This is a genomic window from Rhizobium tibeticum (assembly GCF_900110205.1).
In the GTDB taxonomy this organism is placed as follows: Bacteria; Pseudomonadota; Alphaproteobacteria; order Rhizobiales; family Rhizobiaceae; genus Rhizobium; species Rhizobium tibeticum.
In genome coordinates, this window is the sequence record NZ_FOCV01000021.1 from 97,329 (window position 1) to 121,882 (window position 24,554).

Consider the following 24,554-nt stretch of genomic DNA (forward strand, 5'->3'; position numbering starts at 1 on the left):
GAGGAACGCGGCTGACGATCTGACGTTAGCAAGCAGTAGAGGTCATCCAGTGCGCTCCTAGGCATCCGCATTTCGGTGCGCGAGGTAGCAATGATCGGTGCTGATAAAACGCATACAGCGCCGAGTGTCATCCATTGGCCTCTGGTTAGCGAAGAACAGGAGGAGTGTGCATGGCGGAGCTATCAGTCTATATCGGATGGGATTCTCGTGAAAATATCGCCTACGAAGTGGCGAGAGAAACTTTGCTGGAAAACGCCTCTATCGACGTCGATGTACACCCAATCAAGCTGCAGGATCTGATCGACCGTGGTGTCTACACCCGTGAGGTGGATCCGCTGGCATCAACGGAGTTCACATACTCTCGATTTTTCACTCCCTGGCTTGCTGACTACAAAGGCTGGGCTTTGTTTTGCGATTGCGATTTCCTGTTCTTTGGCGATATCGCTGAACTCATTCAGTTTAAAGACGAAACGAAAGCGGTGTGCTGCGTCCCCCATGATTACGTCCCGAAAGAAGGGGTGAAGATGGATGGTAAGGTGCAAACCACCTATCCGAGAAAGAACTGGTCCTCATTCATGCTCTTCAACTGCGCGCATCCGTCCACCCGGGCGCTAACCCCTGAACTCGTGAACAGGGAAACCGGTGCCTATCTGCACCGGCTGCAATGGGCCGCAGACAGCGAGATCGGGCAGATACCTGAAGAATGGAACTGGCTCGAGGGTTGGAATACCAAGCCTTCAGTCGGCTTTCCAAAGGGCGTGCATTACACGAATGGCGGCCCCTGGTTTCACAATTGGCAGGATGTCGAATATGCGCAGATCTGGCGTGACAAGGCCCTGGCGATCGATCCTCAGTTCATGCCTGTGTGACGCTTGAACCTCGGCTTTCTGGTCAAGCTCCGTTCGTTTCTCTCAGGCGGGTCTTTGAGGATCGGAAAAGAACCGAACATGCGCTATTGGCCACGGTTCCGGTACCGGCGCGGCAAGATCGAGATCGGCGACCGGCTTTTTACCCGCTGTGGCGTGATCATCGATGCTCAGAGCGGAGTCGTCACAATCGGAAATGATGTCTCCATAAACGACTATTCCATCCTGCTGGGGCATGGAGGCATCCGAATCGGCGATAATGTCCGTATCGCCGCTCATGTGGTCGTGGTCGCATTCGAACACAGCTACGATGATCCCGCGGTACCAATACGGCTGCAACCCGTGAAGAAAGATGGCATCGTTATCGGAGACGACGTTTGGATCGGTGCCGGAGCAAAGGTGCTGGCAGGCTCCCACATCGCCCAAGGTTGCGTCATCGGGGCGAACAGCGTGGTGAAGGGGGCAACGGTACCGTTTGGCGTCTACGTGGGGGCACCAGCGCTTCTTGTGAAAACACGGACGGCAAAGGCGGTCGAGAATGGAGAGCAATGATCGCGCATCGTGGACGCGCTCCATCAGCAAGATAACATCAACATGGTTCCAACGATGAGCAGATCTGACACTAGCGATCCCGATACAATGGACGCAACTGAGGAAATCCACTCGGAGGACTGGAGGTCGTTCTTTCTCGGCTACAGCGATATCGTCCTGGTCGCAAATAGCGATGAGGTCGACATCGACGAGCTTACGTCCCGCTTTCCGGAGACAACGCTCTTCATCTTCTTCAACAAGGTTTACAAGGTTCTGAGCGAACCGTTCACGCGCCAGGCCCTGCTGGTATCGCGCAGCGGAACGTTGGGTGCCAACCTCGTCAAAAGTGGCAAAGTGTCCAAGGTTCTGCAGTACTTCGACAAAAGCAGCTTCCTCGGGATCGTCAATCTGACCATCGGCAACCGCGAAAAATTCAGCCCAGCTTCTGCATTTGGTGATGTGAGAGTCAGGCATCTGGATCTGACGGAGGTGTTCGCTCCGTTTTATCCACCTGCAAGTCTGCCGACCACCGGGTTTGCACTGTGCCTTTGGCTTACCAACCTCCAACTGGGTGTCAAGATCACTCTGGCGGGCTTCTCATCAAAGCGAAGCGAGCGTTATCAGGTCCTCGACGTCCATGACTGGACGTTCGAGCAGGTGCTTTTGCGGCTCCTGTACCGCAAAGGGAAGATCGACATTGATGGTCGCGAGCGGACCAATCCTTATGCCGAGCTTTCCACGCACTTTCCGGAATACTCTCCAGCCGAGATCGCTTTGACGGCAAACGAAGTACTGGCGGAGCGTCTTGTGAATTTGAGCTCATTCGTTGACAAGTTGATGCATGTGACGAGGTTCCTTCGTTTCGTCGATAGAACGTACAAGAGGCTAAAGCCAAAGACGCGGAAGGAACGGCGATGGGAGTCGATGGAGGGCAAATAGGATCCGTCGCACCTGACCGGCGAAAGTTGAGCCTGGTGCGCGTCCAGTAATCGCAGCCATACAATGGTTCCTCCAAGCAGAACGCAGTGCCGTACTCCCGGGACATCGTCGATTCGATGACGGAGGTGAATTACGTGACCGAACTCAATACCGGGATCACCGCCAAGCTCGGCATCAAGCATGGCGACAAGGTGGATGAGTGCGACGACCGCGCCGATGAACCCACCGACCACACCACCTTTGAAATCATCGGAAGCGCTAACGCCAGGTATGCTGAAATCGCTATTTAGGAAGGTCATGCCGCCGCGCAAACCGCCATATTGTCCAGTCCAACTGAAAAGTGGGGCAGGGGCAACGGGCATCGCTGGAATATCGGCTGCACAGACCCGCAGCGCAAGCGTGGTCGCGACGAGAGCGAGCGAAGCCCGTACCGCCAAATGTATCCAGTGTCATTCGATCTGCTCGTCGATATCTTCTACAGCCTGGCGCGAGTGCTCGCCGCCTTCACGATGGCTGTGGTCCGATTCGGCTTTGCCACGACCTGGCACTCGCTGCAGGCGATGAAGATCGCGGCCCTTATGGTCATCGATGCCGGTGGTCTACCGCGAGAGTTATGCGACGGACGGCCTCAGCCTCGATCGTCGACGGCGTACCGCTAGCGCCTGACCAGCTCTCCCTCATGGGAAAGGCCGGATCATCACCGGCAGAGTGGAGCCTCGGGCGGTTAAGTTCTCGACCACGATAAAGAGTGGCGCGGCCGTGGCGCTTCAGTAACAACGGCAACAATTCGAGGCAACGCCCAAAGAGTGAACTAGTAGAAGTTGTTGTTGCCGCCGCGGACCGGGCCAATCCCTGCCGGGGTTGCGTAGGTATTGTTCTCTGCGCCGGTGGTTGCGCATCCTGAAAGCGTTAAGAGTAATATTGCTGCGGCGAAAAGGTATTTCAGAGGCATGGCATTGTCCTGTCATCGGAGACTGCACAGGCCTCAGCGGCCGGTGCGCGGATAGTCTCGCATATCTTCGGCAATGACAAGCAGACGCTGCCTTTGCGGCTCGAATTGGCGCCAGAGAGCCCGTCGCAACCTTCAAAAACATGGATTCTCGCCTCTCCTCTTTCCAACAGGCGAATACAGGTTCATCATGTCATGGGCTGTCCCTTAACCTTCCTGCGCGTCGCTTGAACAACACGACCTGTTGGGGACATGGGATGCTTACCGCCGCTTAGCTGTTTCAGTAGGTCCGAACCCGGAACCAACACCGATTTATTTGGGATCGTAACGTTTCGGCGGTCAGGCTTTGTAGGATGCTCAATTTGGAGAGATCCCATGATCCGCATGCACAAGCCAATCGCAGCTTTCGCTTTCCTATTGCTCGCCGCAATCAGTTCGTCGTGTACCCCAGGTGGGCCGGGGGCCCGCTCGCTGAACGAACCTTTGAACCTCGCCTGCGCAGATGGCTTCAAGGCCAGAGGCGACGGCTCATGCAGCTTTTAAGATCCGAGGTCGATGCACTATCGCCTTCGGCTGCCAGGCGAACTGACGAAATCCCGTAGGGTATAGGTTGATCAGGCATCAATGAGGGGCCTTCTGAGGCATCAGCCGCTCCTTCACCTCCGGGCCATTGGCCGCTCCATTGCCACTTCTCCCTCTTCGGGCCGCCGTCTTCGTGCCTGATGTGGCCGACGGGCACTTCCCCATCCCACCCTTGGAAATCTTGCAGCGGTTTGCCGCCTAATTGCAGATTTCATGGCGATCGTTACCGGAGGGTATTCGCTTGCGCCTGCGGGATAACGGACGCGTTCGTTGTCACAGTTGACGCGGATGAGTACGCGGCCGCCAGCGACGGCCGCGTACATAGTCGCCTCAGCGACGGCGGTCTGGCTATTTGACGTGGGTGACAGTGAGCTTGCCGTTGACGCGCTCGGCAACGAACTCGATGTTTGAGCCTTCCTTCAGCTTTTCAAGTAGAGCAGTGTCCTCAACACGGAAAACCATGGTCATCGCGGGCATGTCAAGGCCCTTGAGGTCTTCATGCTTGATGGTGACCTTCTTCGCCTTTTCATCCACCTTGTTGACGACGCCCTTGGTGAATTCCTGGGCGAAAGCGCCAAATGCTGCGCTGAGCGAGAGCAAGGCAGCAATGCCGATTTTGATCATCGCAGTTTTCATGTCTATGTCTCCTTGGTTTCAATTACTTCCCGGCGACGGTGACGTCGCCGTGCATGCCCGCTTCGTAGTGACCGGGGATCAGGCAGGCGAACTTGAATTCGCCGCCAGTTGTGAATTTCCAGATGATCTCGCCGGATTGACGGGCCGCCAGGCGGATCGAGTTCGGGTCGGCATGTTCCATCTCAGGGAACTTTTCCATCACCTTCTTGTGCTCCAGGATTTTGTCTTCCTGATCGAGCACGAACTCGTGGTCGCTTTCGCCCGCGTTCTTGATGGAGATTTTCACGGTCTGGTCCTTGCGAACTTTGATCACGGCAGGCTGGTACAGCATCTTGCCATCTTCGGTTTCCCTCATCGTGACGCGGATCGTCTGGGTGACCTTCGACTTGTCGCCGGGTTCACCAACTGCCATCTTTTCACCGTGTCCCCCCGCGTGATTGCCGGAGGCGAGGGCAGGGCTGGCGATAGCGGCAAGAGCCAGCGCAAGAGCGTAGATTTTCATATCAGGTCCTTTGAGTTGCTGAGGATTGTCAGCCATGTTTCATGGGTTTCGGCGTGATGGTGGTGTTTGCGTCTTTGGCGTTGGTCGCGTCCGGCAGTTCGCCAGTCCACTCCCAGGCCTGTGTCCCGGGCGGGTTTTCGTACCAACCCGGATCGGAGTAATCGCCCGCCGAAATGCCTTCGCGGACTTTCACGACGGAGAACATGCCGCCCATTTCGATGGGGCCATGAGGACCCCAACCGGTCATCATGGGTACGGTGTTCTCAGGGATGGGCATTTCCATTTCGCCCATATCGGCCATGCCTTTGGTTCCCATCGGCATGTAATCAGGTTGAAGCTTGCGGATTTTTTCGGCCACCTTTGACTTGTCGGCACCAATAAAGGTCGGGATGTCATGACCCATCGCATTCATTGTGTGGTGCGACTTGTGGCAATGGATCGCCCAATCGCCGAGGTACTTGGCATCGAATTCGTAGGCTCGCATCGCGCCCACGGGAATGTCGATGCTGACTTCGGGCCATCGCGCTTCGGGCCGCACCCATCCACCGTCCGTGCAGGTGACCTCAAAGTCATAGCCGTGCATGTGGATTGGGTGGTTGGTCATGGTGAGATTGCCGACCCGAACCCGGACGCGGTCATTCTTGGAGACCACCAGCGGACTGATGTCGGGGAAGATGCGACTGTTCCAGCACCACATGTTGAAGTCGGTCATTTCCATGACGCGCGGTACATAGGAGCCGGGATCGATGTCATAGGCGTTGAGCAAGAACACAAAGTCGCGGTCAACACGCATGAACTTCGGGTCCTTGGGATGGATGACGAAGAAACCCATCATGCCCATCGCCATCTGGACCATTTCGTCCGAATGCGGGTGGTACATGAAGGTGCCGGACTTCACGAGATCGAACTCGTAGACAAATGTCTTGCCGACGGGGATGTGTGGCTGGGTCAGGCCACCAACGCCGTCCATGCCGGATGGCAGGATCATGCCGTGCCAATGGATGGTCGTGTGTTCCGGAAGTTTGTTGGTGACAAAGATGCGAACCCGGTCGCCTTCAACAGCTTCAATGGTTGGACCCGGCGACTGCCCGTTATAGCCCCAGAGGTAGGCGGTCATGCCGTCTGCCATTTCGCGTTCCACCGGCTCGGCGACAAGGTGAAACTCCTTGACGCCATTGTTCATCCGATGAGGAAGCGTCCACCCGTTAAGGGTCACCACCGGTTGGTAGTCCGGTCCGGAGGTTGGATGGAGCGGGGGCTGCATGTCTGCCGATTCCATGGCCGGGGCGTCCGGGAGCCCCATTGCCGATGTCTTGGTCCAGGCTCCGGCCGCCATCAGAGCAGCACCAGCGCCGAAAAGTTGTCGTCTGTTGAACATGTCCATGTCCTTTCTCAATGACCGCCGCCGCTGCTTTCGGATGACGAGGCGACCTCGGTCTCGGCAGGTGCCGTAGAGGAACCGCCGCCATAAACGGCAGGCGCGAGGTTCGCGTCGGCGAGCCAGAAGTCTCGCCTCGCGTTGACGGAAAGCAGGATGGAGTTGATCTTGTCGCGCGTGTCGGTTAGCAACTCGAACGTGTTGGTGATCATTCCGTTGTAGGTGAGGAGAGACTCCTCTTCGACCTTGCTGCGCAGGGGTACGACGTTGTTTCGGTAGTGCCGGGCAATGTCGTAGTTGGAGCGATAGGCTTCGTAGGCCGAACGTGCTTCGGACCGAACGTTTACGGCCTTTTCCGCCAGCTGGTTTGCTGCACGCATGTAGGCAACTTCTGCCTTTCGCATCCGTGCCTTACCGGTGTCGAAGATCGGGATCGCGAACTCCAGCTCGCCTGCTGCGGTCGTTTCCCACTTCTTCTTCCCGTCCTCGACTTCGCGCTCGGATTCGAAGCCAGTCAGGATTTCCAGGTCGGTGACGTAGCGGGTAGCTTCAGTCAGACCATAGGATCGAGCCGTGGCTTCCAGCTCAAGTCTCGCAACCTGCAGATCGATGCGGTCGCGCAGTGCATCTGCTTCGATTGTATCTCGCTTCGCTATGGCCTTGGGAAGCGGGGGGAGGCTATTGGGAACCTGGAATTCAGCGTCCGAACCCCAAAGGCCCATGAGCCTTGTCAGCTCTTCCTTCGCGAGCCGGGCAGTCAATCGGGCCTTTGCCGTTTCACCTGCCAGTTCGGCAACAAAGACATGCTCGCGAGCCTGTGAGCCCTTGGTCATTGCACCGGTCTCGCCGAGCTTCTCTGCCAGTTCGGATGCGGCATCGGCTGCGGCTTGGGCTTGTTGCAACTGGCCGACGTTTTCCCAGGCGGCGACTGAGTTGATCCAGGCGCGGCGCGTGTCCGCCGCGACCTGCAAGGTGCGGACAGCGGCGTTCAATTGAGCTTGACGGAAGCGCGTATCAGCGATCTCAATGTCGCGCTTCTTAGTTAGCAAGGCGAGGATATTTGTTGTGATCGCGCCTTCAATCGTTCTGAAGGCTTCAAGCTCAGGGGCTCCGATGCCCGAGAAGCCCACCGATACTGTCGGATTGAGCAGCATGGTTGACTGCCAGGCGTCAGCAGCGCTGTCTCCCAGATCGGCGTAGGCTGCTTGCAGCCCTTTGTTGTTCCGGAGTGCGATCTGAACGGCCGTTTCCACGTCGAGTGATTTTTTCCGGGCGAGGAGCGACTTCACCTGCGCGGAGGTCGCCTGCGCCTGCTGCTGGTTTTGAACCCAAATCGTTTGTTTGGACGTGGCCGCCGATGTTTTTGCGGAGACGGCGGTGAACCCGGCGTCCTTCTTTGCGTATTCAGCGCTGCTGACGCAACCGCCAAGGAATAGAGGAAGTGCCAGGAGAGCCGCGAGCTTCTTGCCAGTCATGAGGCGTCTCCATTCTTTGGAGACAGCTTTTCGTTTTGCTGTCGCCACGGTTTGGGATCGACCGGCTGACGGGCAACAAAGCCTGAGATAGGCGAGCGATATTGGATCGGACGCACGGAGTACGTCTGTTCAACATCTGACGACGCAATGACATCGGGAGGAAACGTGGATCCGCAGCCGCCCGCGATCAAGGGCAGCCCCACCACCAATATGGAAGGTTTCATTTTAGAAAATCCGAATAGTAGATGTCGACAGCACACGCGGTGAAATCACCACGGCATGCCTTCCGGACCCGTCAGAGCGGGCAAATCACTATTCAGATATTAGGCGGACGGTGGAGGGGCGGCAGTTCGCCCAGCGTGCTCTGATCGTTGACGAACTCTCGGATCGAGGACAACACGGGTCCGCCAACATCGGGAGCTTCACAGACGATACCAAAGCCGCCACAGAAATCCTTGCAGCATTCCTGCTTGGCTATACCGCTGTCATCTGCGTTTGACTGGTCGTCATGATGGTCAGCGGCGGTGTCAGATGCCTGATGATCATGGGCCGACATTGAATGATGGTCGTGGGTCCCGATCTCAACAGAGGTTTGCAATTCAGGAAAAGCGGAGCCATGCATCGCGGCGTTCGCGTTGGAAAAAGTGTACCCTGCCAGCGATACGATGATCACCAGCCGCACAAAAAAGAGCATTTTGCTCAGTGCGAATCGATACATTCTGCCCATTCCCCAAGGAGCTACGAGAATCGTAGTCCGGATGCAATGCTTGCGCTGTGTTACAAAGATTCGCGTCGTTTATGTGGCGCGAGCCGTGGTCAGGGGCTCTAAAGGTTCCAACGGTGACAAGGTCAAGGCTCGAAATTCATTATCTATTTATACGCTGTCACCCCAACGATGGGCCGCCAGCTGCGGACTTGCCTGTCATTCGCGCACCTTTGGTAAGAGCTTCATGATGCTTCAGCTCTCAGCCTCTCGGTCTTTTCTGGGTCTGCCTCGGCGCAGCCAGTATCCTTCCTTTGCAGTCGGAACCCGTCTTGGTGGGAATGATCCTGAGCAACAAGTTCTCGCTGCCCGTTCTCCTGGCGATTGCCAGCATCGGCAACACGCTTGGTAGCGTTACGAACTGGTTCCTGGGCCGTGGGATCGAACGGTTTAAGGGGCGAAAATGGTTCCCGGCCAGCGAGAAAGCTCTTGAGCGAGCATCGATTTGGTATCGCCGCTATGGGAAGTGGTCGTTGCTTTTGTCCTGGATGCCGCTGTTTGGAGACGCCCTGACCGTCGTAGCAGGCGTATTGCGCGAGCCGCTTTTGACATTCACGATCTTGGTATTCATTGCCAAGATTAGCCGCTACGTCGTCCTGACATTCGCCACTCTGAAATTGATGTCGTAAACTCAAGAAGCTGAGCGTCTGGGAAAGAGCATCCGGTCGACAGTTTCGTCGCGCCAAACGAATGTGTGCCACGCAGCCGCTACGATATGCAGTGCCAATAGCGCCAGAATAACGCGCGAGCCCAGGACATGAACTGGCGCGATCCCGAACCAAAAGTAGCTCGCAACGAAGCCCATGGCCGCTTGAGCGATAACCGCAGCGTAAAATGCAACGTGCATCGCTCGCGCAAGTCGATCCACCGGGCTTTTCGCTGGATGCCCCGAAGCGCTGCGATGAATGACCCGGAGACTGAACCGGGCAACCATGAGCGCCCCGATAGTAATCCCGGTGTAGTTGTGAACTTGATGCTGGATCACGTCCCATGGGTCTGGGGACAGGCCCATGTGAACCGCGTGATGCGTCCGCTCGATGCTTCCGCCTGTCCAATACTGGATGGGAATCAACACGGCCACAGCCCAATGGAGCACAATCTGCGAAAGCGAGTAGCGCGGCATCATCTCAATCCCCGACACCGCCAGTCGTAGCGCACGTCCATTGAACTTCGGTTAAGGCATTTCCAGGCCGTTGCCTTCTGGCTCGGCTGACGCAATACAGAGGGCATCGGAACATCTTTCTACCGCGAGAGTTCTCCGGCGAAAGGGAATCTCGACGCATGGCCAGCTGGAGCAAAATCTGCCGTCTAGCCGTCATACTGCTGGTGGCGTTGACCTTGGTGAACATGCCGGGCCACTTCGCCAATGCAGGCGATGAAGGCTGCATTTCGCTTCGTGAGCCCGCGGTTCACTCCCAAAGTCATGAACTGGATCGTCTGCCGGGACTGTGCTGTGTGAGCATGCACTGTTGTCCGATCATGCCCACACTTCCAACCGCCGCGCAGCCTCTTTCGGAGCCGCTCGTCGTTCGCCCGTCGGTCGCAAGCTCCAGTCCGCTTCTCCTGATCAGGCCGATTGACCCGCCGCCGAAGATTACCGGCGTCTGAGCGCTTCAAGCATCACCCGATCTCAAGAGGAGAAATCCGATGAACGTTTTCGTGAAAACCTCGCTCGCCATGATCGGCGCAACTGCTCTGCTGTCGCTGGCTCCGCTTGCGGCATCAGCCCAGGAGATGACCTATCCCGAAAAGTGCAAAACCGCAGGCATGGACATGTCGAAAATGGGCATGTCTTCGGGTGGAGACATGAAGATGGGTGACATGCCCATGGGCGACTATCAGAAGGCGACGATGGAGGGCATGAAGTCGATGCATGACGACGTGGTGCAGGGGATGATGCAGAAGGACCCCGATGTGGCTTTCGTTTGCGGGATGATCGCCCACCACATGGGCGCGATCACCATGTCCGAAGCCGAGCTGAAGTACGGCGATGACAAGGCGGCGAAAGACATGGCGAAGAAGGTCATCGCGGCGCAAAAGAAGGAGATCGCCTATATGACCAAGTGGGTCGAGAAGGAAGCCAAGTAGGAGCCGGTCATGCACCACCAATCGGAAGAGATGACGCGTTGCATCGAAACCTGCCTGGCTTGCTACAAGGAGTGCCTTTCGATGGCGATGACGCACTGTTTGGAAATGGGTGGCGAACATACGAAGCCCGACCATTTCCGTCTCATGATGGCATGCGCGGAAATGTGCCGCTCATCGGCGCATTTCATGTTGCTCGGCACACCGCATCACAAGCACACCTGCCGTGAGTGCGCCGAAATCTGCAGGGAATGCGCTGCCGACTGTGAGCGCATAGGCGACATGGAAAGCTGCGTTGATGCCTGCCGCCGCTGCGCGGAAAGCTGTGAGAAGATGGCCGCTTAGGCTACAAGGCGGGAGGCCGCGTGGTTGCCTCCCGCGCGATTTGCTACGCGTTCAGGTCATTTGCTCGCAGAAAGAACCCGATCCCGCACCCGGAGGAAGGTTCTCTCTACGCAAAACCAAAGCGCGGCGGCCACAACAATGCTGGTGACCAAATAGACCAAGAAGCCGATACCGCCCTGGAGGCTCTGCTCCCCAAAGATGAGCCTGTCGACATGGAAGGCTGATTTGTGGGTCAGATACAGGCTGTAAGACAGGGTGGCGATGACCGCAGCGCCTGGAATTGGCCACCGTCTCAAAACCGGCTCCAAGTCGAGCATTGCGCCAAGAATGAGAGCGATGCCTATTGAAATCAACGGGAATCCGGCCATGGAACCAAGCTGGGCCTGAAACACGAGAAAGAGGTTTGTTCCAGCAAGCGGCCCGCGAACTGAAAACAGCACAATAGCGGCCGCAACGAGAGCCATGCCCACCGGCAATGCCACACGCGGGGGCGCGTAACGCTTGCAGAGTTCCGGCTTGAAAAACCTCGCAGCAGCGAGGATCACACCGAACATCAGGCCATCCAGACGAGTGTATGTCGGATAATAGACGTCCCTGAGATAGACGGCGAAGGCATCTCTCAGCTTGTCGGCATCAACAAGGACGCCGACCTGACCTTCCCAGATCGTGTATCGAAGGATCATTCCTGCAATCAGCATGGCTGCAGCGACGAGAAGCGTCCAGCCCATGCTGATCCGGCGGTGCAAGAGCAATACGAGCAGTGGCAAGACCAGATAGAAATGCTCCTCGACGCAAAGCGACCAAGCCTGCGTAAAGGCGCGGCCCACGCGCGGATCGAAGTTAAAGTTCACAGTGAAGGTCGCGAAGCTCCAGACCGATTGCATCGTCGGAGCGTCCCGGAGGATCGGAAAGATTGCGTAGAGGCCGAGAACAACGAAAAACGCCGGAAAAATACGGAAGGCGCGGCGGAGGTAGAAAGACTTCAGGTCCACGCCTCCTTTACGCGAAACCTCTTTGAAGAGCTGTGTCCCGATCAGGAAGCCGCTCAGGACGAAGAATACATCCACGCCTACCCATGCATAATTCCGGACGCCGACGAGCAGGGACGGCGTTGCCTCGACAGGGAGATGCACGAGCATGACGAGAAGGATCGCCAAGGATCGCAGGACATCAGGACCAACCGCCCTGGATTGCACCTTTTCTGCTGCATGAGACGAGAGACTTCCCGCTGAAGGAAAATACGCGGAATCTGAATTGGCAATAGCATTCATTGCGACCATCCGTGAGTGTCTCTGATTAAGGGGGACCGCGCCAACGCGGCATGTTGGTGCAACCTAAGCTTTCTTTTTTTGGACTGAAACAAGCAGATGTGGATCGATAAAATTAAGCTAAATTTTTTGTAAATTTCGAAATCAATGCAAGGCCGGAGGCTCGTCAGACACGGGCTTCAAAAATCTGGCTTGAACGCCAATCCCATCTGGCCTGGAAAGTGGGAGGGCCGGGTGACGACCGGCCCTCCATTCAGCCGCTTTTCGAAGACCGGGCGAAATGATTGCCCGCCTCTGACGTCATCTTCGATACGCACCACCTTGCATATGCCTTTGCGGGAACGCCACCTAGCCAACTGCCCATGGGGCTGCGGGAATACGAGTATTGGATTTTCACGGTCACCCGGGAGCCTTCCGAAATCGGTTTGATGGCGAAGTCCATGTGGTAGGAGTCGATTACTAGTAGTTTCGGACGGCCGAGGGTTTGCCACGATTTCCGCCAAGGCGGTTGCCACTCGGTGACGATCTCTTCCACGAACAGGTCCATGCCGAGAACCTTGCCGCGCATCCTTATAATCGAGCCGACGACTTGCCCATTTCCCTGATCGACGTCGTATTCCATGGTCGCCCCCAACATCATCAACGAGGGCCGCTGCATGTGAGCCCCAACGACGGTTGGATCATCGAGGAACGCGAAGAACTGCTGGGGCGGAGCCAACAGGTCGATGGTGCTTGTCGCGGACTCCTCGTAAGTCATCAAGCGCCGTCCTTGTGATCGTGCCCTCCATGACCACCGTGACCGTGGAACAGGTGCATCAACGGACATGCCAGAAGCAGAAGGTACGGGGCGACGCCAAGGGCGTGCGCCCAATGCTCCCGCAGCATGAAGAACAATACGATGATGCCCAGCGATGCCGCCATCAAAATCCAGGTGCGCGAGTTCATAATCCGATCCTCCTAAGTCTGAGGGAATTGCCGACGACGCTCACGGACGACAGTGCCATGGCGGCGGCTGCGATAATGGGGGAGAGCAGTATTCCGAAGGTTGGGTAGAGAGCGCCCGCTGCAATCGGAACGCCAGCAGCGTTGTAGATGAAGGCGAAGAACAGGTTCCGCCGGATGTTGCGCATCGTCACGCGGCTGAGCTGCCGTGCCCTGACGATCCCCTGCAGATCGCCCTTGAGCAGGGTGACGCCCGCGCTTTCAATTGCAACGTCGGTTCCGGTGCCCATGGCGATGCCAACGTCGGCTGCCGCGAGTGCTGGTGCATCATTGACGCCGTCACCTGCCATCGCAACAATACGGCCTTCGCTCCTCAGACGCGAGACGATCTTGCTCTTGTCTTCGGGAAGAACCTCGGCCTCGACCTTGGAAATCCCAAGCTTGCGGGCGACGGCGGCGGCCGTCGTCTTGTTGTCGCCGGTCAGCATGACGACCTGGACGCCTTCCCCGACCAACTGCCGGACGGCTTGGGGCGTTGTCGCTTTTATGGGGTCGGCGATGGCCAGGAGTCCCGCCAGTTTCCCGTCGGCGGCCAGGAAGATGACCGTCGCCCCTTCGTCACGAAGTGCCTCGGCGCGAACAGTCAGTGCCGTCACATCGATATGGGAATCTTCCATGATCCGGTGGCTGCCAAGGACGAGTTTCTTTCCGTCGACAGTTCCGACGACGCCTTTGCCGACAGGACTGTCGAAGTCTCGCGCATCTGACAGCGCAAGATCGCGTTCCTTCGCGGCGCTGACGACGGCAAGCGCAAGCGGGTGCTCACTGGAGCGCTCGATACTTGCGGCAAGTCTCAGCACCTCGTCTTCCGAAAAGCCCTGATCAGGAAAGATCGCTGTGAGTTTCGGCCGCCCCTCGGTGAGCGTCCCGGTCTTGTCGACCACGAGGGTATCCACTTTTTCGAAGTGCTCCAGTGCCTCGGCATTCTTGATCAGGACCCCCAGTCTCGCACCGCGTCCGACGCCAACCATGATCGACATCGGCGTCGCCAGACCAGGGCGCAGGGGCATGCAATGATGAGAACCGCCACGGCCGCGACCAACCCGTGGGCAAATCGCGGCTCGGGGCCGACCAGCATCCATGCCCCGAAGGCGATGACGGCGATGACGATGACGACCGGAACGAACCAACCAGACACCTGGTCGGCCAGGCGCTGGATCGGCGCACGCGAGCGCTGTGCTTCGGCGACCATCCGCGCGATCTGGGACAGCATCGTGTCGCGGCCGACCTTCCCGGCTTCCATGACGAAGCCGCCGGTCTGGTTCATGGTGCCACCGATCAGCTTCGAGCCAACTTCCTTGGTGACAGGCATGGACTCGCCCGTGATCATGGACTCGTCGACCGAGCTTCTGCCTTCGAGAAGGACACCATCGACCGGTACCTTCTCACCGGGGCGAACGCGCAGCCGATCCCCGACGGCGACGACATCCAGGCCGACATCTTCGTCGGAGCCATCCGTTTTCACGCGTCGCGCCATCTTCGGGGCGAGATCGAGCAGGGCCCGGATCGCTCCTCCCGTCTGCTCGCGGGCCCGAAGCTCCAGAACCTGCCCCAACAACACGAGGACTGTGATGACTGCGGCGGCCTCGAAGTAGACCGCGACCGCACCTTCGTTCGAGCGAACCGTTTCGGGGAATATGTCGCTCGATTGATCAGGCGGCGGTACGGGGTGGTCCGAGGGACGGCGGGAAGATGATGCCCATCAGGTGGTCGACGGGTTCCACGTAGGCAACGTCAACGAAACTCGGAACGTGACGAACCTCTGTCGGAACGCCCTCCGCGACGAACACCAGGCATTGCACGGCGCAGCATTGGCCGGGCGCAGTGTGCGACTTCGAATCGTCACAGTCCTCGTGGGCAATTTCGACTGCCGAAGTGGGTGCATGGGTTGGAGCAGAGGGCACGGCTGTGAAGCCTGGCATCACAGGGGAAAGGAAGAGCAGGATTGCGATGAAAACCGCGACCATAACTTTCCGACCTTGATCCTCGTAGCTAAATCGAACCGGGCTGAATCTTGCCAATGTCTGTAGATAGCTGAGAGCGAGACTAAGACATTGATCTTGATCAAATTCAAGTCGATACGGGAGCCTTTCTGGGTTTGTTCGTCTGTCGTGCTGATGAAAGGTTTGCCATGAAGTCCGGAACTATTGTCGGCTCAGTGATTTTTCTAACCGTCGCATTTGCGGCGGTTTGCGCGGAGGACATCGTGGCGGTGCGACAGGCAGATATGAAGGCAATCGCCGCTGCCACCAAATCCATTGCGGGAATGTTCAAGGTGCCTTCAACGTACACTTCCCGGAGTTCAAGTGGGCAGCCGAGCTTATCCGGGACAAGGCGGGCCAGACGCTGATCGACCACTTCTCGATGGAAGCTGCACATCCGGTTTCGAAGGCGAAACCCAATATCATCGAGGAACACGAGCGTTTCGACCGTCTGGCGAATGACCTCAAGTCCTATGCGGTAGCGCTCACTGTGGCGGCCGACAAGAATCCTGCAGCGATGACGGAGAGCATGCGTATGAAACCCGGTGAACCGATGGGCGGTGGACCGCTCGGAACGCATGTCAAGAACGAGGCGCAGTTGTCCTCCGTACCGGCCGAGCACGCCTTTCACCTTATGCTGCAAACCTGCACTACCTGCCATTCTCGGTTCCGGATGGAGTGAGGAAGGCCGGGCCGCGAACAATCATCCTTAGAACCCAGGCGACGCCGGTTCATATGTCTCCCCGAACGGCTTATTCAGCAGCTTAACCGCTTCGGGGGCAGTGAATATTCGGTTCCTGGCGTAGCCGGTCTTCTCGACAAGTATGCCGGTCTGGACGAGCCTATCGACAGCTCCCGATGCCGCCGGAAAAGACACGCCCAACAGCTGTTCGAGCCGTCGTATCGTAAGAAGAGGATACTCATGGAGAAGATTAAGGGTAGCTAATGCTGCGGAGCCAGCTCGGAAGCTAGCCCTGGTCAACCATTCGTCTCGCAGCGAATGTAGATCGCCTCGTAGGCGCTTGAACTCGTGAACGGTCTCGGTGATTGCATCGGCAAGTAGGATCGTGAGTGGTGAATAGTCGCCACGAGCCTGGGCCGCTTTTAGGGCGTCGTAGTATCGTTGCTTGCTGGCTTCGATGAACGGCGAAAGATAGACCGGTTCATGGCCTTCGGCCGCCATCATGACGGCAAGTAGCAGTCTTCCCACACGCCCGTTACCATCTCGGAACGGATGGACGCCTTCAAAATGCGCGTGAGCAATCGCCATGCGCGTAATGAAGTCTTGTGTCATCACATGCATGCCGTCAGCGTGCAGGTAGGCAACATGTGCCTGCATGCAGCTCTGGACGTGTTGTGGCGCAGGCGGATTATAGGTCGATTGAGCGATGTTCCCGTGTCCGATCCAGACAACGCGTTTTCGGAACTTGCCCGGCGCATCTTGATACGCCTTGTCGGACTGCATGGTCGCCGCATGCAGTTGCGAAATGAGGTCAAGAGTGAAGATTTCGCGCCCGTTCTCCCGGGCGAGTGGCAAAATTCTCTCTAGGGCGATTGCGTAGTCGCGGACCTGAGAGGCCGCATCGGTGGCATCGGCATCATCTTCCTCGACTTCGAGCAGTTCGTCCAAGGTACTGTTCGTGCCTTCGATTGAGGAGCTGCTCAAGGCTTCCATTCTCATCGGAATACGGGAAAGGATGTATTGGTCTGGCAGCTCCTTCGCGAGTACCGATGCCTCCTTCAAAGCCCCGTGGGCATTCGCAAGCGGGACTGCGACATTCTCAAGGGGGACGCTATCTTCAGGCGGCCTGGGCGGTAGAACGCCGTAATGTGCCTCGAACGGCGGATCAAAGCGGTGAAGCGACTGCCGGACAGATTCCGATAAATTATTCCTGTTCATCGCCTGGGCTCAACCTTTCATAAAACTCCGCAACACTGCGCCAAATTAAAGCTTACGGCTATAACCTTTAATAAGATAGTTACATGACGTGTCTTGTTAAAGGCTTTTAGGAGTTTGAGAGGTTGGTTTGCGTACGACAACTAACGCGATGTTTGCTCGGTTCTAAGACCGTTTACACCGAAGCGGGCGTTAATCGCGGGTAATTCGCCGTCCGCATCCGCGTTGGCGAATTCCTCGATGATCGGGCAGTCTGGCCTGTCATCTCCATGGCAATGATTTGCAAGGTGTTTAAGCGTCTCGGTCATCGCTTGGATCGCGGCGGCCTTCCGCTCCAGTTCGGCGATGTGTTCGAGGGCAATGCTTTTAACGTCGGCGCTCGCGCGTGATCGATCACGCCAAAGCGCGAGCAAGGTTTTCATCTGTTCAACCGAAAACCCGAGATCGCGTGCTCGGCGAACGAAGCGGAGCGGATGAATGTCGTTCTCAGTGTAGGTCCGGTAGCTCGATTCTGTACGATGCGCGGGCGTGATCAGCTTGATCTGTTCGTAATAGCGGATCATTTTTGCCGAGACCCCGCTGGCTTTCGCAGCTTGTCCAATGTTCATCGTATTTCTCCTTCATGCGGGGGAGCTGCACCGGGAACCCGCGATGCAGCTCCGTTATCAGTTGGCTTGGTAACGACGCAAACGAAGCGCGTTCCCAAGCACGAAGACACTCGACATTGCCATTGCACCGGCCGCAAAGACCGGCGAGAGCAGGGTGCCGTTAATCGGATACAGGACACCGGCTGCCACGGGCACCAGGCTGACGTTGTAGGCGAAGGCCCAGAACAGGTTTTGTTTAATGTTCTTGATGGTCGCCTTGCTGAGTGCGATGGCCTTGGGCACTCCGTTGAGGTCCCCCGACATCAACACGACGTCCGCACTCTCGATTGCGATATCGGTGCCGGTACCGACGGCCAGGCCGACGTCTGCCTCGGTAAGGGCAGGAGCATCGTTGATGCCATCGCCAATGAATGCGACCTTCCGCTCTCCGGACCGCAGACGCTTTACCGCGTCCACCTTTCCTTCAGGCAGGACCTCGGCGACGACCTCATCGATTCCGAGTTGACGAGCAATGGCATCGGCGGTCCGTCTGTTGTCGCCGGTAATCATCGCGACCTTTAAACCCAGCGCATGCAGCGCCTTGATTGCGGCCGGTGTGGTTTCCTTGACAGGGTCGGACACCGCGATGATAGCAGCCAGCCGACCGTCGATGGCCGCATAGAGCGGGGACTTACCTTCATCACCCAAGGCGGCAGCCTGCTCGATGACTTCCAGCAGATCGATGCCCACCTTCTGCAAGGCGCGATCAGCGCCGACCAGGACCTCTCGACCATCGACAGTTCCCTCGATGCCGAATCCAGGAGTCGCCTGGAACTCAGTCACCGGCTGGAGACTAATCGCTCTTTCCTTGGCAGCCGCGACAATCGCTTCGGCAATTGGATGCTCAGACAAGGCTTCGACGCTCGCAATCAGACCAAGGACTTCATGCACCGTGTAGCCGTCCCGCACAATCAGGTCGATCAATTCCGGGCGTCCCTTCGTCAAGGTGCCTGTCTTGTCCAATGCCACGACATCGGCCTCACGAAGGCTCTGGAGAGCTTCGCCCTTCCTGAAGAGGATACCGAGTTCGGCGGCGCGACCGGTACCGACCATGATCGACGTCGGCGTGGCCAGACCCATGGCGCACGGGCATGCGATGATCAGAACGGCGACGGCGTTCACAAGCGCGAAGGTCAGAGCGAAAAGGTCGCTCGCCAAATCGAAAGCGTGCTCAAGACTATCCCCGGCACCTCAAGCGCCTTCGCTGAGCGGGTCATCGGTGGCTATTATCTCGACATCGTTCCGAACCGGGCAGCTCTCGGCCGCTACGGCTTGACGGTCAACGATGTTCAGGACGTCATCAGTATGGCGCTCGGCGCTGAGGTCGTGACCTCGACCGTCGAGCGGCGCGAGCGCTACGGGGTCGCCATCCGATACCCACGGGCCTACCGAAGTGATCCTCAATCCATAGCCAGGGACGTGCAGGTTTCGCTGCCGGGCGGCGGGTCAGTGCCTCTTGGAGAGATAGCCGACGTCAAGCTCACGCGCGGTGCGACAACGATCCGGACAGAGAATGGGCAGCTTGCTGTCTACATCTTCGTTGATATCGCCAATCGCGACTTGGGTGGCTACGTGGCCGAAGCGCAGGAGGCGGTCGCCAAGAGCGTGAAGATGCCTGAAGGCTATTCCGTCGCCTGGAGCGGCCAGTTCGAGTATCTCGAACGTGCGAAGGCCCGGTTGATGATCGTCGTTCCGCTAACCTTGGCGCTGATCTTCCTGCTGCTCTACCTGAACTTCAAGGCGCTGACGGAGACGACGATCGTCATGCTGTCCTTGCCATTCGCACTGGTCGGCGGCATCTGGCTGATGTGGTGGCTCGGTTTCAATGCCTCCGTGGCCGTGGCGGTGGGATTCATCGCGCTTGCGGGGGTCGCGGCGGAGACGGGCGTGATCATGCTGATTTACCTCGACCAGGCCTTAAAGGAGCGACGCTCCATCTGCGAGGCAGATGGGCGGGACTTCACGAGAGCGGACCTTCATCAGTCAATCATGGTCGGAGCGGTCGAACGCGTCCGGCCGAAGATGATGACGGTCGTCGCCATTATGGCGGGGCTTGTGCCAATCCTGGAGCACTGGGACCGGATCGGAAATCATGCAGCGCATCGCGGTGCCGATGATCGGCGGAATGATCTCCTCGACGCTTCTCACCCTGGTGGTGATCCCGGCGATCTACGGGTTGGTAAAGGGCTGGCCGTTGCCTTCCAGGGCAGATGTTTCATTGGCCGACGTTAAGCCTGGCTCGGATGCTCTGAGCGAAGCGGCCGAATGAAAGGAGAATGCCATGATGAACGACATGATGGGCAGCGGCATGATGTTGGGAATGGGCCTTGCGGTGCTTATTGGGGCCGCAGTCATCGTTCAGGTGATCGCGGCACTCGTAAAATACGTGTTCTTCCGCTGATGTGAATGTCCGGGCTGTGGGCGGTCTATCTCCGAAACGTGCTTTGACTGCCCGCAGCCCAGCTCCGACAATGCCACTATGGCAAGAGAAGCCCAGGATGATGGTCGCCATAGCTCTGCTTCCGTCTCCGGATGTCATCTGAAAGGACAATCAAAATGAAAAGAAGGCAGTTCCTTTGTTCCGTCGCGGCCGTTGGATCGATTTCGTTGATCGGAGCAGCGCGGGCAGCCGGTGAAAGCATGATCGTATACAAGGACCCGAGCTGCGGCTGTTGCGAGGCCTGGGCAAACGCGATGACCAGCGCGGGCTTCAATGTCACGGTGAAACATTATGACGACCTGGCTGCCATCAAGGCGAAATACAAGATTCCTGAGGAAATGCAGGGCTGCCATACCGCTGTTTCCGGCCCTTATTTCTTCGAGGGACACGTTCCATTGGAGGCTGTTGAAACAGTCATGAGCAAGCGGCCGGATATTGCGGGCTTGGCGGTGCCGGGGATGCCAGCAGGATCGCTTGGGATGGGCAACGATCCGCAAGCGTCGTATGACGTCTACAGCATTCCCAAGGAGGGTGGAAAGCCGAGTGTGATTCTGAGGGTTCGGCCGACTTAGGCTAAGTCAGGAGGGCATGAAGCGTGATGACTGCAAGGAAAGCGACAGCGACAGCCAAAGCGATGCGCCTGACCTTGCGGTTGGCTTGTTGAAGCACACGGGATCGCACACCTCGTTTCGGGCGAAGGCGATGCCCCCGGACGAGGGTAATATTGGAACGGGCCCCAGACGTCTCGACCTGGAGAAAATGTCGGCTGCAATAGCGAAGCAGCCGACATCGCATCTTGAGCCCTAAAGGGCATTCAGATTCTCAGCAGATGATTTCCCTGTTTGCCGATCTTGAACAATGTCGTAGCTGACGTTCTGGCCATCCAGCAGTCCGGAGAGGCCCGAGCGCTGAACAGCCGAGATATGGACGAACGCGTCGGTCGATCAATCATCTGGCTGAATGAAGCCGAAGCCTTTGTCCTGATTGAACCACTTTACTGCTGAGTGGACAAAAACGCCGCCGGAGGGCTTGCTCGTTGACCGAACGGACGAATTTCATCATGATGCACGCGCTGAAACACGGGGTTCCCGTAAGCAAAATGAGCCAATGCGCCTACTGATCAACGTCTTTGTCGCGACGATAGTGCTGCTGGGGTCGCTTGCCGCGCCCTGCATCGCAGCGCCGGTTCATGATCATGCCGGTCAGGTTTCCATTAGCGCCCCTTCGACTTCCGGGGGACACCATCGCGGTGACGGCCGATCTCTTTCGGGATCGCACTGTCAGCAGGATGGCATCGTGGCGCAGGCCGCTGAACCTCTTCGTACCCGACCCGCCGGTACACTATTTGGAACTACCGCTTCCGTCGTGATCACAGGCATTCGGGAGCCTGTCGAGCAACGTCCGCCCATCGCTTCCGTCTGAGTTTTCTTCACTAGAAAGTCCAGACCAAAGGGAAGGGCATGACTTTGCGCATGTCTATATTTGCAAACCATGATAGTGGTTTATCGTCATTGTCTAATATCTTGCATCAAATAGCCCGGGGCTGGCAATCGCTTCGTTGGGTGGCGCTGGCTATGGTCGCCGTCGTCCTGAGCGGCTGCGTACAGTCGCTCGACGATCTCGGCGTGGCTTCTCACGATATCCCGCCGAAGCTGCTGGCCAGCATGCAGGCCAAAGGGATGAAACCGGAAAGTCCGGTTCTCATCCGCATCTTCAAAATGGAAAGCGAATTGGAGGTCTGGAAAGCCGACAGCAGCGGCAAATACGCGTTGCTTAAGACTTATCCGATGTGTCGCTGGTCCGGCAAATTGGGTCCGAAAACGAAGACCGGCGACCGACAGGCACCCGAGGGCTTCTACCGCGTTTCCATAGGTGCTCTGAACCCCAAATCGCAATTCTATCTTTCATTCAATCTCGGCTATCCGAACCGTTTGGAAGCCGCCCTGGGCTACAGCGGCGAAGCCCTGATGGTGCATGGCGCGTGTTCATCCTCGGGATGCTTTGCTTTGACTGACCAGGGCGTCGGTGAAATCTACGCTGTCGTCGAGAAGGCGCTGAGAGGCGGGCAGGGCGCGTTCCAGGTGCAAGCCTATCCATTTCACATGACACCCCAGAACCTTGCCGCGCATCGTGATGACCCGAACTTTGCCTTCTGGAAGGACCTCAAGGAAGGCTACGATATTTTTCAGGTTCGGCGACGCGAGCCCAGGGTTGCCGCCTGCGGCAGGAAGTACGTCTTCGACGCCGAATTCAGGGACGGCGATCCTGACGATCCGCTCGCCGCATGTCCGGAGCGCATCGACCAATCCGATCCTGCGGTCGTAGCCAAATCATCTGCTGACGAAAAGAAATACCAGGAGCTGGCTGCCAAAGATTTCACGCCGCTGGCCTATCAGGATGGCGGAATGCATCCGAGCTTTCGCGCGCTGCTCAAGGAAAACGGCGATGTTCAGCTCGCGGAGAAGGTCTCTGTCATCAAGTATCCGATCAGTCGTCCGGCTTCGGCGTTGGCTGATCCGTTCGACGGAAAGGAATAACGAAGTTTGTCGGGGCGGGGGTTGCGCCACGTTTCGCAAGCGTCACATCTGAAAGCGAGGATGCCATGCGAATGTTACTTGCGGGGATCGTGATCGTGCTGGCTACAGCGGCCCATGCCCATCAGGCGCCATCGGGCTTCACTTATGAGCCCTTCTGCTCCAACGGTGACGGTGAGAACGGCGATTGCCAAAGGATTTCCTCTAAAATGGTTCACCCTAACCAAGGCGGATACGAAGTGACGCTTCTTCCTGGCGACCATCGGTTAGCAACGCGCAGTCACATGTTTTCAGTTCCACAATCGCAAGTGAAAGAATCGCCGGACGGTGCCTATCACCTCTGCTTATTTCCCAACGAGGATACGGTTCGTTGCTTTTATGCGCCGCCAATGGATTTCTGAGGTAAACGAGAACACCGCGCACGCCGATTATCGCCATGTGCTCGGCATGTCATCTGCGCCGCTCTGCGGCCGCAAAATCTAACCTGGGGGCCCGGTGTAGCCGACCGCATTCGGCCCCCCGTTCATTTCTCGTAGCTTGACAACGTACTGCTGCGGGCGAAGCCAGATGCCGGGCGTCTTATATCCCATGGAGCGAGCGATTTTCCCCACGAAGGCATTGCAGTTACTTACTGTCGCCTGCCAGAAATGGGTACTGGCCTGCAGCTTGCGTATGTACGCAACAACTTCCCTGTATTCCTGTTCGTTCAGCGTAACGCGCCAGCTAGCCGATCTGTACTTGTCATCCAGGTCTCCGTCGCTCTCCCCGGTCTCGGCTGGCACCGGAATATAATGGCCCAGGATGTAGGGTAAAGCACTATTCGACGCCGGGTGCAGACCGGCCACTTCGCGATCAATCACGTTGCCCGTCTTGCCCATACGCCCAAAAATTACGTAGGTGTGGCCGTAGCTGAGGGCATAGCGGGAGCGGAACTCAATGAAGAATCGCCCTACCTTTTGTTGATTTCGCGCTGCCGTGACTACATTCCGTGGTGCCGTCGCAGAGGCTGTCGGAGCGGCTACACCGCCGCCGGACGCAGAACCCGGCCTGGTCTCCCCTAGCGTCGGACAAACCGCTGCTGCGAGGGCGAGCAAGGTTACAAACAATAGGCGACCGCTCATGAGCACCTCCATTCACGAACTTCGATGAGCACACACACGAAGCTGGATGATTGGACGGCCACGCCGTATGCCTTCCGTCCGATCTGGCCCGGATCAAGCGTTGGGGGCCCGATGCAGAGCCTCATCAGTTGCGAATATTGGTTGCAGAGTACCACAAATAGAGCTGGCCGCTAAAGCATTTCCAGCGAAAACTTACGTGCGGCCGCCTTGCCGCTCCTGGTGTTTGCGCCACCCATATCGGGTCATTCCGTGTATGCATCCGAGCAAGTCCGCGGGATTTTGATTTTCGCGCGTGGTAATGTCGGTTCATGGAGATCGATGAGGACAAAATCGACGATGCAGTTTTGGCGCTGTTATGGCTGACGCTGCATAACGAGCGTTGCGCCTGGAAGGGTTTCGACTGGGCAACGACGGATCGGCTTCACAAGAAGGGCATGATCGGCGACCCAGTCAACAAGTCGAAGTCATTGATCCTGACCGATGAAGGCTTGGAGCGTTCGGAAGCGTTGTTCCGGAAACTGTTTACGCGGCCGCCGCAATAGCGGTTCCCTTTTGTGCTTTCCACTCCCAAGGCAGCAGTTCGTGCAGGCGGGAGACGGGAAGATCGGCGAT

At 57.5% G+C, this 24,554-nt stretch carries 25 protein-coding genes and 6 pseudogenes; 14 read left to right on the top strand and 17 right to left on the bottom strand.

Annotation, left to right across the window (positions count from 1 at the left end):
* Window positions 1–170: 170 nt before the first annotated feature.
* The 5 genes and pseudogenes from BSG20_RS21980 to BSG20_RS22005 all read left to right on the top strand — a co-directional run bounded on the left by BSG20_RS21980 (window position 171) and on the right by BSG20_RS22005 (window position 2,995).
* Window positions 171–869, top strand: coding sequence for a glycosyltransferase (locus tag BSG20_RS21980; protein WP_072378232.1), 699 nt, complete (start codon window positions 171–173; stop codon window positions 867–869).
* 78 nt (window positions 870–947) lie between these two features.
* Window positions 948–1,418, top strand: a complete 471-nt coding sequence (locus tag BSG20_RS21985; protein WP_083539959.1) for an acyltransferase — start codon at window positions 948–950, stop codon at window positions 1,416–1,418.
* Window positions 1,419–1,472: 54 nt separating this feature from the next.
* On the top strand, window positions 1,473–2,336 hold the full coding sequence (locus BSG20_RS21990) for a 3-deoxy-manno-octulosonate cytidylyltransferase (protein WP_072378386.1): 864 nt from the start codon (window positions 1,473–1,475) through the stop codon (window positions 2,334–2,336).
* Between the two features lie 74 nt (window positions 2,337–2,410).
* Window positions 2,411–2,530 (top strand): annotated as a pseudogene (locus tag BSG20_RS21995) (DUF192 domain-containing protein); the annotation flags it as partial.
* Between the two features lie 126 nt (window positions 2,531–2,656).
* Entirely contained in the window at window positions 2,657–2,995 is a 339-nt protein-coding gene (locus tag BSG20_RS22005; protein WP_167371584.1) for a hypothetical protein, read from the top strand.
* A gap of 1,220 nt (window positions 2,996–4,215) precedes the next feature.
* On the opposite strand, the gene BSG20_RS22010 is transcribed toward BSG20_RS22005, so the two are convergent.
* The 6 genes from BSG20_RS22010 to BSG20_RS22035 form a co-directional block, all read right to left on the bottom strand.
* Window positions 4,216–4,503, bottom strand: a complete 288-nt coding sequence (locus BSG20_RS22010; RefSeq protein ID WP_072378224.1) for a copper-binding protein — start codon at window positions 4,501–4,503, stop codon at window positions 4,216–4,218.
* Window positions 4,504–4,525: 22 nt separating this feature from the next.
* Window positions 4,526–5,005 (bottom strand): cupredoxin domain-containing protein, encoded by a 480-nt coding sequence (locus tag BSG20_RS22015; RefSeq protein ID WP_072378382.1) that lies wholly within the window; start codon window positions 5,003–5,005, stop codon window positions 4,526–4,528.
* Window positions 5,006–5,033: 28 nt separating this feature from the next.
* Window positions 5,034–6,383: a multicopper oxidase family protein gene (locus tag BSG20_RS22020; protein WP_072378384.1), complete on the bottom strand. Its 1,350-nt coding sequence runs from the start codon at window positions 6,381–6,383 to the stop codon at window positions 5,034–5,036.
* Between the two features lie 14 nt (window positions 6,384–6,397).
* Window positions 6,398–7,858 (bottom strand): TolC family protein, encoded by a 1,461-nt coding sequence (locus tag BSG20_RS22025; protein WP_072378222.1) that lies wholly within the window; start codon window positions 7,856–7,858, stop codon window positions 6,398–6,400.
* On the bottom strand, window positions 7,855–8,082 hold the full coding sequence (locus tag BSG20_RS22030; protein WP_072378220.1) for a hypothetical protein: 228 nt from the start codon (window positions 8,080–8,082) through the stop codon (window positions 7,855–7,857). Before BSG20_RS22030 ends, BSG20_RS22025 begins: the two co-directional genes overlap by 4 nt.
* Before the next feature lie 92 nt (window positions 8,083–8,174).
* Window positions 8,175–8,576: a hypothetical protein gene (locus BSG20_RS22035; RefSeq protein ID WP_072378218.1), complete on the bottom strand. Its 402-nt coding sequence runs from the start codon at window positions 8,574–8,576 to the stop codon at window positions 8,175–8,177.
* Window positions 8,577–8,893: 317 nt separating this feature from the next.
* Here BSG20_RS22035 and BSG20_RS22040 point away from each other — a divergent pair, with 317 nt between their 5' ends.
* On the top strand, window positions 8,894–9,250 hold the full coding sequence (locus BSG20_RS22040; RefSeq protein WP_420884122.1) for a YqaA family protein: 357 nt from the start codon (window positions 8,894–8,896) through the stop codon (window positions 9,248–9,250).
* Window positions 9,251–9,252: 2 nt separating this feature from the next.
* Here the strand turns inward: BSG20_RS22040 and BSG20_RS22045 are convergent, their stop codons facing one another.
* Window positions 9,253–9,747, bottom strand: coding sequence for a cytochrome b (locus BSG20_RS22045; protein WP_072378214.1), 495 nt, complete (start codon window positions 9,745–9,747; stop codon window positions 9,253–9,255).
* Window positions 9,748–10,268: 521 nt separating this feature from the next.
* Here BSG20_RS22045 and copM point away from each other — a divergent pair.
* Window positions 10,269–10,709, top strand: a complete 441-nt coding sequence (copM, locus tag BSG20_RS22055) for a CopM family metallochaperone (protein ID WP_072378210.1) — start codon at window positions 10,269–10,271, stop codon at window positions 10,707–10,709.
* Window positions 10,710–10,718: 9 nt separating this feature from the next.
* Window positions 10,719–11,051 (top strand): four-helix bundle copper-binding protein, encoded by a 333-nt coding sequence (locus BSG20_RS22060; protein ID WP_072378208.1) that lies wholly within the window; start codon window positions 10,719–10,721, stop codon window positions 11,049–11,051.
* A gap of 56 nt (window positions 11,052–11,107) precedes the next feature.
* On the opposite strand, the gene BSG20_RS22065 is transcribed toward BSG20_RS22060, so the two are convergent.
* From BSG20_RS22065 to BSG20_RS22085, 5 genes and pseudogenes are all read right to left on the bottom strand, one after another.
* Window positions 11,108–12,247 (bottom strand): acyltransferase family protein, encoded by a 1,140-nt coding sequence (locus BSG20_RS22065; protein ID WP_244541372.1) that lies wholly within the window; start codon window positions 12,245–12,247, stop codon window positions 11,108–11,110.
* 325 nt (window positions 12,248–12,572) lie between these two features.
* The gene (locus tag BSG20_RS22070) at window positions 12,573–13,076 is read right to left on the bottom strand and encodes an SRPBCC family protein (RefSeq protein WP_072378206.1); all 504 of its coding nucleotides are present in this window, start codon (window positions 13,074–13,076) and stop codon (window positions 12,573–12,575) included.
* Window positions 13,076–13,264: a DUF2933 domain-containing protein gene (locus BSG20_RS22075; RefSeq protein ID WP_306372241.1), complete on the bottom strand. Its 189-nt coding sequence runs from the start codon at window positions 13,262–13,264 to the stop codon at window positions 13,076–13,078. The genes BSG20_RS22070 and BSG20_RS22075 overlap by 1 nt, the downstream gene beginning before the upstream one ends.
* Window positions 13,261–14,960: pseudogene (locus BSG20_RS22080) on the bottom strand (copper-translocating P-type ATPase); the annotation flags it as partial. The gene BSG20_RS22075 and the pseudogene BSG20_RS22080, both read right to left, overlap by 4 nt.
* A gap of 13 nt (window positions 14,961–14,973) precedes the next feature.
* Complete coding sequence (locus BSG20_RS22085; RefSeq protein WP_072378202.1) at window positions 14,974–15,288, bottom strand: hypothetical protein; 315 nt, start codon at window positions 15,286–15,288, stop codon at window positions 14,974–14,976.
* A gap of 164 nt (window positions 15,289–15,452) precedes the next feature.
* Here BSG20_RS22085 and BSG20_RS22090 point away from each other — a divergent pair.
* A pseudogene (locus BSG20_RS22090) lies at window positions 15,453–15,985 on the top strand (cytochrome c).
* A 27-nt stretch (window positions 15,986–16,012) separates the two neighbouring features.
* Here the strand turns inward: BSG20_RS22090 and BSG20_RS22095 are convergent.
* From BSG20_RS22095 to BSG20_RS22105, 3 genes and pseudogenes are all read right to left on the bottom strand, one after another.
* Window positions 16,013–17,203, bottom strand: a complete 1,191-nt coding sequence (locus BSG20_RS22095) for a Fic family protein (protein ID WP_072378200.1) — start codon at window positions 17,201–17,203, stop codon at window positions 16,013–16,015.
* A gap of 140 nt (window positions 17,204–17,343) precedes the next feature.
* Window positions 17,344–17,808: a Cu(I)-responsive transcriptional regulator gene (gene cueR, locus BSG20_RS22100; RefSeq protein ID WP_072378198.1), complete on the bottom strand. Its 465-nt coding sequence runs from the start codon at window positions 17,806–17,808 to the stop codon at window positions 17,344–17,346.
* A 57-nt stretch (window positions 17,809–17,865) separates the two neighbouring features.
* A pseudogene (locus BSG20_RS22105) lies at window positions 17,866–18,987 on the bottom strand (heavy metal translocating P-type ATPase); the annotation flags it as partial.
* Between BSG20_RS22105 and BSG20_RS22110 the strand changes: the two are divergent.
* Both BSG20_RS22110 and BSG20_RS22120 read left to right on the top strand, forming a co-directional pair.
* Window positions 18,982–20,116 (top strand): annotated as a pseudogene (locus BSG20_RS22110) (efflux RND transporter permease subunit); the annotation flags it as partial. The pseudogenes BSG20_RS22105 and BSG20_RS22110 sit on opposite strands and share 6 nt — an antisense overlap.
* Before the next feature lie 287 nt (window positions 20,117–20,403).
* Window positions 20,404–20,859, top strand: a complete 456-nt coding sequence (locus BSG20_RS22120) for a DUF411 domain-containing protein (RefSeq protein ID WP_072378196.1) — start codon at window positions 20,404–20,406, stop codon at window positions 20,857–20,859.
* A gap of 231 nt (window positions 20,860–21,090) precedes the next feature.
* Here the strand turns inward: BSG20_RS22120 and BSG20_RS22130 are convergent.
* A pseudogene (locus BSG20_RS22130) lies at window positions 21,091–21,285 on the bottom strand (cold-shock protein); the annotation flags it as partial.
* 462 nt (window positions 21,286–21,747) lie between these two features.
* On the opposite strand from BSG20_RS22130, the gene BSG20_RS22140 reads away from it, so the two are divergent.
* Both BSG20_RS22140 and BSG20_RS22145 read left to right on the top strand, forming a co-directional pair.
* Window positions 21,748–22,824: a L,D-transpeptidase family protein gene (locus tag BSG20_RS22140; protein WP_093041334.1), complete on the top strand. Its 1,077-nt coding sequence runs from the start codon at window positions 21,748–21,750 to the stop codon at window positions 22,822–22,824.
* Window positions 22,825–22,889: 65 nt separating this feature from the next.
* Entirely contained in the window at window positions 22,890–23,222 is a 333-nt protein-coding gene (locus BSG20_RS22145; protein WP_072378188.1) for a hypothetical protein, read from the top strand.
* 78 nt (window positions 23,223–23,300) lie between these two features.
* On the opposite strand, the gene BSG20_RS22150 is transcribed toward BSG20_RS22145, so the two are convergent.
* Window positions 23,301–23,942, bottom strand: coding sequence for a hypothetical protein (locus BSG20_RS22150; RefSeq protein WP_420884123.1), 642 nt, complete (start codon window positions 23,940–23,942; stop codon window positions 23,301–23,303).
* Between the two features lie 308 nt (window positions 23,943–24,250).
* Between BSG20_RS22150 and BSG20_RS22155 the strand changes: the two genes are divergently transcribed.
* The gene (locus BSG20_RS22155) at window positions 24,251–24,484 is read left to right on the top strand and encodes a DUF6429 family protein (protein WP_018327668.1); all 234 of its coding nucleotides are present in this window, start codon (window positions 24,251–24,253) and stop codon (window positions 24,482–24,484) included.
* Window positions 24,485–24,554: the final 70 nt, after the last annotated feature.

Excerpts from the sequence above, each read along its gene's own strand:
- BSG20_RS22020 (WP_072378384.1), bottom strand. The coding sequence starts at position 6,383 with ATGTTCAACAGACGACAACTTTTCGGCGCTGGTGCTGCTCTGATGGCG.
- BSG20_RS22045 (WP_072378214.1), bottom strand. The coding sequence starts at position 9,747 with ATGATGCCGCGCTACTCGCTTTCGCAGATTGTGCTCCATTGGGCTGTG.
- BSG20_RS22155 (WP_018327668.1), top strand. The coding sequence starts at position 24,251 with ATGGAGATCGATGAGGACAAAATCGACGATGCAGTTTTGGCGCTGTTA.
- cueR (WP_072378198.1), bottom strand. The coding sequence starts at position 17,808 with ATGAACATTGGACAAGCTGCGAAAGCCAGCGGGGTCTCGGCAAAAATG.
- BSG20_RS22010 (WP_072378224.1), bottom strand. The coding sequence starts at position 4,503 with ATGAAAACTGCGATGATCAAAATCGGCATTGCTGCCTTGCTCTCGCTC.
- BSG20_RS21990 (WP_072378386.1), top strand. The coding sequence starts at position 1,473 with ATGAGCAGATCTGACACTAGCGATCCCGATACAATGGACGCAACTGAG.
- BSG20_RS22095 (WP_072378200.1), bottom strand. The coding sequence starts at position 17,203 with ATGAACAGGAATAATTTATCGGAATCTGTCCGGCAGTCGCTTCACCGC.
- BSG20_RS22070 (WP_072378206.1), bottom strand. The coding sequence starts at position 13,076 with ATGACTTACGAGGAGTCCGCGACAAGCACCATCGACCTGTTGGCTCCG.
- BSG20_RS21980 (WP_072378232.1), top strand. The coding sequence starts at position 171 with ATGGCGGAGCTATCAGTCTATATCGGATGGGATTCTCGTGAAAATATC.
- BSG20_RS22015 (WP_072378382.1), bottom strand. The coding sequence starts at position 5,005 with ATGAAAATCTACGCTCTTGCGCTGGCTCTTGCCGCTATCGCCAGCCCT.
- BSG20_RS22060 (WP_072378208.1), top strand. The coding sequence starts at position 10,719 with ATGCACCACCAATCGGAAGAGATGACGCGTTGCATCGAAACCTGCCTG.
- BSG20_RS22120 (WP_072378196.1), top strand. The coding sequence starts at position 20,404 with ATGAAAAGAAGGCAGTTCCTTTGTTCCGTCGCGGCCGTTGGATCGATT.
- BSG20_RS22075 (WP_306372241.1), bottom strand. The coding sequence starts at position 13,264 with ATGAACTCGCGCACCTGGATTTTGATGGCGGCATCGCTGGGCATCATC.
- BSG20_RS22035 (WP_072378218.1), bottom strand. The coding sequence starts at position 8,576 with ATGTATCGATTCGCACTGAGCAAAATGCTCTTTTTTGTGCGGCTGGTG.
- BSG20_RS21985 (WP_083539959.1), top strand. The coding sequence starts at position 948 with ATGCGCTATTGGCCACGGTTCCGGTACCGGCGCGGCAAGATCGAGATC.
- BSG20_RS22140 (WP_093041334.1), top strand. The coding sequence starts at position 21,748 with ATGACTTTGCGCATGTCTATATTTGCAAACCATGATAGTGGTTTATCG.
- BSG20_RS22025 (WP_072378222.1), bottom strand. The coding sequence starts at position 7,858 with ATGACTGGCAAGAAGCTCGCGGCTCTCCTGGCACTTCCTCTATTCCTT.
- BSG20_RS22030 (WP_072378220.1), bottom strand. The coding sequence starts at position 8,082 with ATGAAACCTTCCATATTGGTGGTGGGGCTGCCCTTGATCGCGGGCGGC.
- BSG20_RS22150 (WP_420884123.1), bottom strand. The coding sequence starts at position 23,942 with ATGAGCGGTCGCCTATTGTTTGTAACCTTGCTCGCCCTCGCAGCAGCG.
- BSG20_RS22085 (WP_072378202.1), bottom strand. The coding sequence starts at position 15,288 with ATGGTCGCGGTTTTCATCGCAATCCTGCTCTTCCTTTCCCCTGTGATG.
- copM (WP_072378210.1), top strand. The coding sequence starts at position 10,269 with ATGAACGTTTTCGTGAAAACCTCGCTCGCCATGATCGGCGCAACTGCT.
- BSG20_RS22145 (WP_072378188.1), top strand. The coding sequence starts at position 22,890 with ATGCGAATGTTACTTGCGGGGATCGTGATCGTGCTGGCTACAGCGGCC.